Source organism: Pseudomonas agronomica, assembly GCF_025917275.1.
GTDB lineage: Bacteria > Pseudomonadota > Gammaproteobacteria > Pseudomonadales > Pseudomonadaceae > Aquipseudomonas > Aquipseudomonas agronomica.
On the sequence record NZ_JAOSHO010000006.1, the window covers coordinates 37,277 to 45,173 of the forward strand.

The following is a 7,897-nucleotide window of genomic DNA, read 5'->3' on the forward strand; positions in this document are numbered from 1 at the left end:
AGTGCGTAGCGGGGGCGATCCCCCCGAACACTTGGAGTGACGGAAATGCCCAGCGCACCGCGTCCGGAAAAACGCCGGTTTCCCCTGCACGTCCATATCAGCGTGATGTTCACGCTGCTCTTGCTCCTGACGGGCGTGGTGCTGGGTGTATTCAATTACCAGCAGACCACCCAGATCATCCTGTCCAGCAGTGAAAAACTGTTCAATCGAATCGAACAGGATGTGCGGGTGGACCTGTACGACACCTACGAACCGATCCGTCATCTGCTGGGCCTGCTGGCTGATTATCCGGCAACCCGCGAGCCCCGGATCGCCGAACGATTGGCCTTGCTCGCGCCTTTCAGCCGCGCGCTGCGGGACAACCCGAACCTGGCGTCGTTGTACCTGGGCGATTGCAATGGCGACTTTCTGATGGTTCGGCCATTACGCACCAAGGCCTTGAGGACCGCCTTGAACGCGCCGGTCGACGCGACGTATCAGGTCTGGACCGTGGAGCGCACGCGCGAAGGCCAGGTCCGCTCCCGATCGCTGTTCTATGACCAGGCCCTGACGCTCGTCGGCCAGCAGGACAACCCTGACGAAACCTTTGATCCACGCAGCCGGGGCTGGTTTCGCAGCGCAATGGAAACAGCGGAGCAGATTACAACCGAGCCCTATGTGTTCTTTTCGACCCGGAACATCGGCACGACCCTCGCCCGACGCAGCGGCGAGCATGCGGTCATCGGTGCCGACCTGACCCTGGCCGCCCTGTCCCAGACGCTGGCCAAGCACAAGGTCACCCCTGGCACCGAGATCGTCCTGCTCGACCCCCAAGGCAACGCGGTGGGCTACCCAGACAGCGGCCGACTGATCGTTGATACCGAATCATCAAGGCTGATCAAGGCCCGTGACCTGGCGCCGGCCATTGCCGCCGCGCTCGATGGAAACAGCGACACGCCGCGCCTGGAGGCGGCTGGGCGCCAATGGATCGTTTCCCGCAGCCACATCCAGGAAGGTGGGCCACAAGGCCTTGAACTGGCGTTGCTGGTGCCGGAAGACGAGTTACTGGCCGATGCCTATCGCATGCGCTGGCAAGGCGCATTGATTACCCTCGCCACGTTGCTGCTGTGCCTGCCCTTGGGCTGGCTGACCTCCAGGATCCTGGTCAAGCCGTTACGGTCCCTGGTGCAGGAAGCCGATGCGATTCGCAGCTTCGACTTCGATTACCCTGCGTCCCGTCGCTCCCCGGTGCTGGAGGTCGATCAGTTGGGCGTTTCCATGGCCCGCATGAAAGAGACCCTGGCGAGCTTTTTCGAGATCACCGCCAGCCTGCGTGCCGAAACCCGCTTCGCCCCGCTTTTGGAGCGTGTGCTGTTCGAGACCGTGAAAATCGGCCAGGCCCAGGCCGGACTGATCTATCTGCGAGAAAGCGATGGAAAGCAAATCAAGCCGTATGGACTGGTCATCGACGGAACCCCTCGGGATCTGCAAACGTTCGAATTGCAAGGCTATACGCTGAATGCTCCAAGCCGCCCGCATTGGTTTCAGCAATTGACCGTCGCGGAGACGCTGGTGTGCTCCCTCGGCTTCGAACAGGCCGGCGATCTGCGCGGTATCCTGCTGGCAATGGACGCACCACGCGCCCACCTGATCGGTATTCACCTGCGCAACCGTCACCAGGAAACCGTCGGCGTGCTGGTGCTGTTGATCAGCGACAGCGGCACCGACGCCGACCTGGAAAAGCTCCAGCCAGACCGCATCGCGTTCCTGCAGGCCGTCTCCGGCGCCGCGACGGTGAGCATCGAAAGCCAGCGCTTGCAAGCCAGGCAGAAGCAACTGCTGGACTCATTCATTCAACTGCTCGCCGGCGCGATCGATGCGAAGAGCCCTTACACCGGCGGCCATTGCCAGCGAGTGCCCGCGCTGACACTGATGCTCGCCCAAGCGGCAGCCACCAGCCAGGCGCCTGCGTTCGAAGGCTATCGACCGACGGAAGACGAATGGGAGGCGCTGCACATAGCGGCCTGGCTGCACGACTGTGGCAAGGTCACCACGCCCGAGTACGTGGTGGACAAAGCCACCAAGCTGGAAACCTTGAACGACCGCATCCACGAGGTCCGTACCCGCTTCGAAGTCCTCAAGCGCGATGCCTGGATCGATTACTGGCAGGCGGTGGCAAGCGGTGGCGAAGCGTCATCCCTGGCCCGGCGACGCGATGCGGCATTGGCGGCCCTGGATGATGACTTCGCCTTCGTCGCACGTTGCAACCTGGGCTCCGAAGCCATGGCCGACGATGACCTGCAACGCCTGCAACACATCGCCCAGCGCACCTGGACCCGCACCCTGGATGATCGCCTGGGCGTCTCCTGGGAGGAAAACCGCCGCCAGGCACGCGCCCCCAAACCGACGCTGCCCGTCACCGAATCATTGCTGGCGGACAAACCCGAACACCTGTTCGAGCGGCATGAGGCCGAGCTGATTCCGGCGGACAATCCGTGGGGCTTCCAGCTCGACGTGCCCACTTGGAAATACAACCGCGGCGAACTCTATAACCTCAGCGTCACGCGCGGCACGCTGACCCGCGAAGAGCGCTACGTGATCAATCACCACATGGTCCAGACCATCCTGATGCTCAGTCAGTTGCCCTTCCCCAGCCATTTGGAAAACGTCGCGGAGATCGCCGGCGGCCATCACGAGAAAATGGACGGCACCGGTTATCCCAAGCGACTCAAGCGCGAACAGATGAGCCTGCCGGCTCGAATGATGGCGATAGCAGACATCTTCGAAGCCCTGACCGCGGCCGACCGACCGTATAAAAAAGCCAAGAAACTGAGCGAGGCCCTGGGCATCATGGCCACCATGTGCCGTGACGCCCATATCGATTGCGAACTCTTCAAGCTGTTCATCGACGAGAGGATCTACTTGCGTTACGCCGAGGAATATCTTGATCCGCGTCAGATCGATGAAATCGATCCGGGCAGCCTGTTGGCCAAGGCAGGATTGAACGCGTGATCAGCACTCGGTCAAACGCAGGAATATCGCCGCCAATTGCTCGATGCCGGCCTGGTCATGCTCGGTAAAACGCGCCAGTTTCGGACTGTCCAGGTCCAGCACGCCGATCAGGCGCCCGTCCTTGACCAGCGGCACGACCAATTCGCTGTTCGAGGCGCTGTCGCAGGCGATGTGCCCGGGGAAGGCGTGGACATCTTCGACGCGCTGGGTCTGGAGCGTCGCGGCGGCGGCACCACACACGCCGCGACCGAAGGGAATCCGTACACAGGCGATCTGCCCCTGGAACGGGCCCAGCACCAGTTCTTCGTTGCGATTAAGGTAAAAACCGGCCCAGTTCAAGTCGTCCATCTGATTGAACAGGAACGCTGAGAACTGCGCCGCGTTGGCGATGAAATCGCGCTCATCCGCCAACAACGATTGCAACTGCGCCGACAGCAGTCCGTAGCCTTCGAGACCTGCGCCGGTGTTCGTCAAATCGATCATGCATTGTGCTCCAGAAGCTTGAGGCCCACCCAATAACGGGCAAATTGATAAGCGCAACGGCCGTTGCGGTTGCCGCGCCCGGTCGCCCAGCGGACCGCCTGTATGTCCAGCGCTTCGTCACGTTGCCAGGCCAGCCCGGCCTTGGCGGCGAGTGTGCCGATCCAGTGCTCTACCACGTCGAGGAAATGCTCTTGGGTAAAGGGATAGAACGACAACCACAAGCCGAAACGGTCGGACAAGGCGATCTTGTCTTCGACGGCCTCGCTGGGATGAAGCTCGCCGTCGACCCGCTTCCAGTTTTCGTTGTCGCTTTCTTTTTCGGGCACCAGGTGACGCCGGTTGGAAGTCGCATACAACAGCACGTTGTCCGGCGCCTGTTCGAGAGAACCGTCCAATACGCTCTTGAGCACGCGATAATCGCCTTCACCGGACTCGAACGACAGATCGTCGCAGAACACCACGAAGCGCTGGGGCAGCTTGGCGACCTGTTCGACCACCCGGGGCAGATCGGCCAGGTGATCACGCTCGATCTCGATCAGCCGCAGGCCATGCCCGGCGTGTTCAGCCAGCAAGGCTCGTATCAGGGAGGACTTGCCCGTGCCACGCGATCCCCAGAGCAGCGCATGGTTGGCGGGCATGCCGTCGATGAACTGCCGGGTATTGCGGCCCAACTGTTCAACCTGGCGATCCACGCCGATCAGGTCCGACAGCCGCATGTCGAGACTGACTTCAAGCGGCAGCAGGAAGCCGCTGCGCCCGTCACGTTGCCAGCGTGCGGCCAGGGTCTGCGTCCAGTCGACGGCAGGCCGTGGCGCAGGCAACAAGGGTTCTATGCGGGCCAGCACCGCATCGGCGCGGTCAAGAAAAGCAATTAATCGAGCGTCCACGTCTTCTCCTCGGACAGGTTCACGGTAATGATGACGCTACAGCGACGAAACGACGAAGCCGATGGCGGGTCTGTTTCACACACTACACACCGGTCGCACCGGTATTCAGAGATGATCAGCTATGCTTGACCGGCGAAGGGAAACGTAAGTGGTTCACCATTCCATGGACATCAGGTTCACCCAACGGCTGTCGTACAAGCAGGCCCGACTGACCGTCCTGGTGGGTTTCGTGCTGGGCACGTTGTTAAGCCTGGTGCAGATCGGCATCGATTATGCCAGCGAAGACGCGTCGATCAACCGTGAAATCCTGTCCCTGCTGGAAATCAGCCACAACCCGGCATCGCGCATCGCCTACAACATCGACGCCGAGCTTGCCCAGGAACTGGCCCTGGGCCTGTTGCGTTCGCCAGCCGTCATTGGCACCGAACTGATCGATAACAACAATACCGTGCTGGCGAGCGTCAAGCGCCCCGAACTGCAAAGCAGCTACCGGTTTATCAGCGACTTTCTTTTCGGCGCCCAACGGCAATTCGAAGACCGGCTCTATTTGAGCCATTTGCCTGACGAGTCCCTGGGTGTCTTGCGACTGGACGTCGATACGTATTCCTTCGGCAGTCGTTTCCTGCGCCGGGCCGAGATCACCCTGCTCAACGGTTTCGCCCGCAGCCTGATCCTGACCGGCCTGCTGCTCGCCTTGTTCTACGTCATGCTGACCAAGCCGCTGGTACGGGTCATTCGCGAACTGAGCAGCCGCGACCCGAGCAGCAGCGAACAAAGTCCCCTGGAATGCCCCACCGGCCATCAATACGACGAGATCGGCGTGCTGGTGTCGGTTGCCAACCAGCAGTTCGAAAACATCTCGACCGAAATCCAGCAACGACGCACCGCTGAAAATCGTCTCACCGATTACCTGGCGCAGCTGGAAAACATCGTTTCGGCGCGCACCGCCGAACTCAAGGCCATCAATGCGCGCCTCAGCCAGTCCAACGAAGAACTGGAGGTTGCGCGGCGTACTGCCCTGGACATGGCCGAAGCCCGATCCGCGTTCCTGGCCAACATGAGCCATGAAATCCGAACGCCACTCAACGGACTGCTCGGGATGATCGCGTTGTCCCTGGACGGCCCATTGACCGCCGAACAACAGCAACAGCTGTCAATCGCCCACGACTCGGGCAAGGTACTGGTGGAGCTGCTCAACGATATCCTCGACCTGTCCAAGTTCGACGCCGGCCAACTGGAACTCGAACGCATACCGTTCGACCTCGGTTCGCTGATCGAGGACACCGCCAACCTGCTTTCACAAAATGCCGCCCCGAGCGTCGAACTGGCGTGCCTGATTGATCCACAGTTCCCCGCCCAGGTACTGGGCGATCCGACCCGCGTTCGCCAGATCGTCAGCAACCTGCTGTCCAACGCCTTGAAGTTCACCCGCTTCGGTCGGGTCGACGTGCGCTTGAGCCAACACGAAGGCGGCGTGCGGATCGAGGTCTGCGACACGGGCATCGGCATCCCTCAGGAGGCCCAGGCCCGGATCCTCCAGCCATTCACCCAGGCTGGCGCCGGCATCACGCGCCAGTTCGGCGGCACCGGGCTCGGGCTGGCGCTGACCTATAACCTCTGCGAAGCCATGCAGGGCCGGTTGACGATCAGCTCCGAGGCTGGCTTTGGCAGCCAATTCTGCGCAGACCTGCCACTGCCTTGTCACACCCCCGCGGCCGCCATCGAGCCCTTGCGTGGCAACGTCGTCGCCATTACCACTGCCAATAGCGGTTTGGCCGAATTGTTGGGCATGCTGGTGCCTGGCTGGGGATTGGACTATGTACAACGTTCCGTGGACGACGGGCTGCTGGGGCTCAATCCCGACATCCTGATCACCGATTGCCCGGAATGCCTGTTCAATCTGCGGCCGACCTTCGCCGCGCCGATCCTGCTGGTGACCGCCTACGGCAGTTTCATGCCCAGCGAAGAAGCAGCCGCGCTCGCCCCCTTGCTGCAACAAGCCCGGCCGCTGGCGCGCCATGCGCTTTATCAGATCTTGCGGCGCGCCCTGCAAAGCGAGGCGACCACCATCAACGACGCGCAGATCGAAGCGCTGGCCCCTTCGCGCCGCGGGCGAGTGCTGTTGGTGGAAGACAACCCCGTCAACCAATTGGTGGCCAAGGGCATGCTGGTGAAACTGGGCTGCGAGGTCGTCGTCGCGGCCCACGGCATCGAGGCCCTTGACCAGCTCGAACAGCAGGATTTCGACCTGGTATTGATGGACTGCAACATGCCGGTCATGGACGGTTATGAAGCCAGCCGGCAGATTCGTCGCAGTGGGCGCTGGCCAAACCTGCCGATTGTCGCGCTGACCGCCAATGCGATGCCCGAGGAGCGCGAACGCTGCCGCGCCGCCGGCATGAGCGACTATCTGTCCAAGCCGTTCCGTCGCGAAGAGCTCGCGGCATTGCTGGATCAGTGGGTGCCCACTACGTCAGCGCTTTGATCTGGGCCAACAAGTGATCCAGGCTGTCGCGCAGGTCACCCACGCGATCCAGATCGATGCCACTGTCACACAACAGGCGGGCCTTGAGCGGGCCGACCTGCTCGCGCAAGGCCTTTCCACTGTCCGACAGGCTCAAATGAACCTCGCGTTCATCACGGGCTGAACGCTGGCGCTCGACCAACGCCAGTTGCTCCAAACGCTTGAGCAGCGGCGTCAGCGTGCCGGAATCAAGCAGTAGGCGCTCCCCCAGTGCCTTGACCGTGGGTTGTTCCGGAGCGTTTTCCTGCCATTCCCACAACACCAGCATCGCCAGATACTGCGGGTAGGTCAGGCCGAGCTGATCCAGCATCGGCTTGTAGCCGCGAATCACCGCCCGCGACGCGGCATACAGCTTGAAGCACAGCTGGCTGTCGAGCTTCAGCGAATCGACTGACAGATCGTTCATTTGAGCAGGGCTTCGATCTCGGCGGTGAGGTCCTGGGGCTTGGTGGTCGGGGCGAAGCGCTTGACCACCTGGCCATCCTTGCCGATCAGGAACTTGGTGAAATTCCATTTGATGCCCTTGGACCCCAGCACACCAGGCGCCCGTTGCTTGAGCTGGACGAACAGCGGGTGGGCGTTGGCACCGTTGACCTCGATTTTCTTGAACAATGGAAAGCTCACGCCGAAGTTGAGCTCGCAAAACTCCGAAATCGCCCCCTCGTTGCCCGGCTCCTGCTTGCCAAATTGGTTGCAGGGAAAACCCAGTACCACCAGCCCCCGGTCCTTGTAGGACTGCCACAACGCCTCGAGCCCTTTGTACTGCGGGGTGAAACCGCATTGGCTGGCGGTATTGACCACCAGGACAGCCTTGCCGGCGAATTCGGCGAGGGTCTTTTGTTCGCCCTTGATGGTGGTGCAGGGAATGCTCAGCAGGTTGTCGGTCATGGGGCAGCTCCTCAAGAAGTTGGAGGGGCGAAGATAGCGAGCAATTAAATTGTGTGCAATTTAATTATCTAAAAGACAAAGCTTCGATCGAACACAGGCCTGTGGCGAGGGGATTCATCCCCGC

6 protein-coding genes are annotated in these 7,897 nt (G+C 61.4%); 2 read left to right on the top strand and 4 right to left on the bottom strand.

What is annotated here, in order from left to right:
* Positions 1–45 precede the first annotated feature (45 nt).
* Complete coding sequence (locus tag OC610_RS01340) at positions 46–2,991, top strand: HD domain-containing phosphohydrolase (RefSeq protein WP_264426177.1); 2,946 nt, start codon at positions 46–48, stop codon at positions 2,989–2,991.
* Here the strand turns inward: OC610_RS01340 and OC610_RS01345 are convergent, their stop codons facing one another.
* Positions 2,992–3,474, bottom strand: coding sequence for a GAF domain-containing protein (locus tag OC610_RS01345; protein WP_264426178.1), 483 nt, complete (start codon positions 3,472–3,474; stop codon positions 2,992–2,994).
* Positions 3,471–4,361: an ATP-binding protein gene (locus OC610_RS01350; RefSeq protein ID WP_264426179.1), complete on the bottom strand. Its 891-nt coding sequence runs from the start codon at positions 4,359–4,361 to the stop codon at positions 3,471–3,473. Before OC610_RS01350 ends, OC610_RS01345 begins: the two co-directional genes overlap by 4 nt.
* A 163-nt stretch (positions 4,362–4,524) precedes the next feature.
* Between OC610_RS01350 and OC610_RS01355 the strand changes: the two genes are divergently transcribed.
* Entirely contained in the window at positions 4,525–6,846 is a 2,322-nt protein-coding gene (locus OC610_RS01355) for a hybrid sensor histidine kinase/response regulator (protein ID WP_264426180.1), read from the top strand.
* Here OC610_RS01355 and OC610_RS01360 read toward each other — a convergent pair.
* Positions 6,830–7,291, bottom strand: a complete 462-nt coding sequence (locus OC610_RS01360) for a MarR family winged helix-turn-helix transcriptional regulator (protein WP_264426181.1) — start codon at positions 7,289–7,291, stop codon at positions 6,830–6,832. The genes OC610_RS01355 and OC610_RS01360 overlap by 17 nt on opposite strands.
* Entirely contained in the window at positions 7,288–7,773 is a 486-nt protein-coding gene (locus OC610_RS01365; protein ID WP_264426182.1) for a glutathione peroxidase, read from the bottom strand. Before OC610_RS01365 ends, OC610_RS01360 begins: the two co-directional genes overlap by 4 nt.
* Between the last annotated feature and the right edge of the window lie 124 nt (positions 7,774–7,897).

What these genes read in the sequence shown, in the direction of transcription:
- OC610_RS01340 (WP_264426177.1), top strand. Translation starts at nt 46, where the DNA reads ATGCCCAGCGCACCGCGTCCGGAAAAACGCCGGTTTCCCCTGCACGTC.
- OC610_RS01345 (WP_264426178.1), bottom strand. Translation starts at nt 3,474, where the DNA reads ATGATCGATTTGACGAACACCGGCGCAGGTCTCGAAGGCTACGGACTG.
- OC610_RS01355 (WP_264426180.1), top strand. Translation starts at nt 4,525, where the DNA reads ATGGACATCAGGTTCACCCAACGGCTGTCGTACAAGCAGGCCCGACTG.
- OC610_RS01360 (WP_264426181.1), bottom strand. Translation starts at nt 7,291, where the DNA reads ATGAACGATCTGTCAGTCGATTCGCTGAAGCTCGACAGCCAGCTGTGC.
- OC610_RS01365 (WP_264426182.1), bottom strand. Translation starts at nt 7,773, where the DNA reads ATGACCGACAACCTGCTGAGCATTCCCTGCACCACCATCAAGGGCGAA.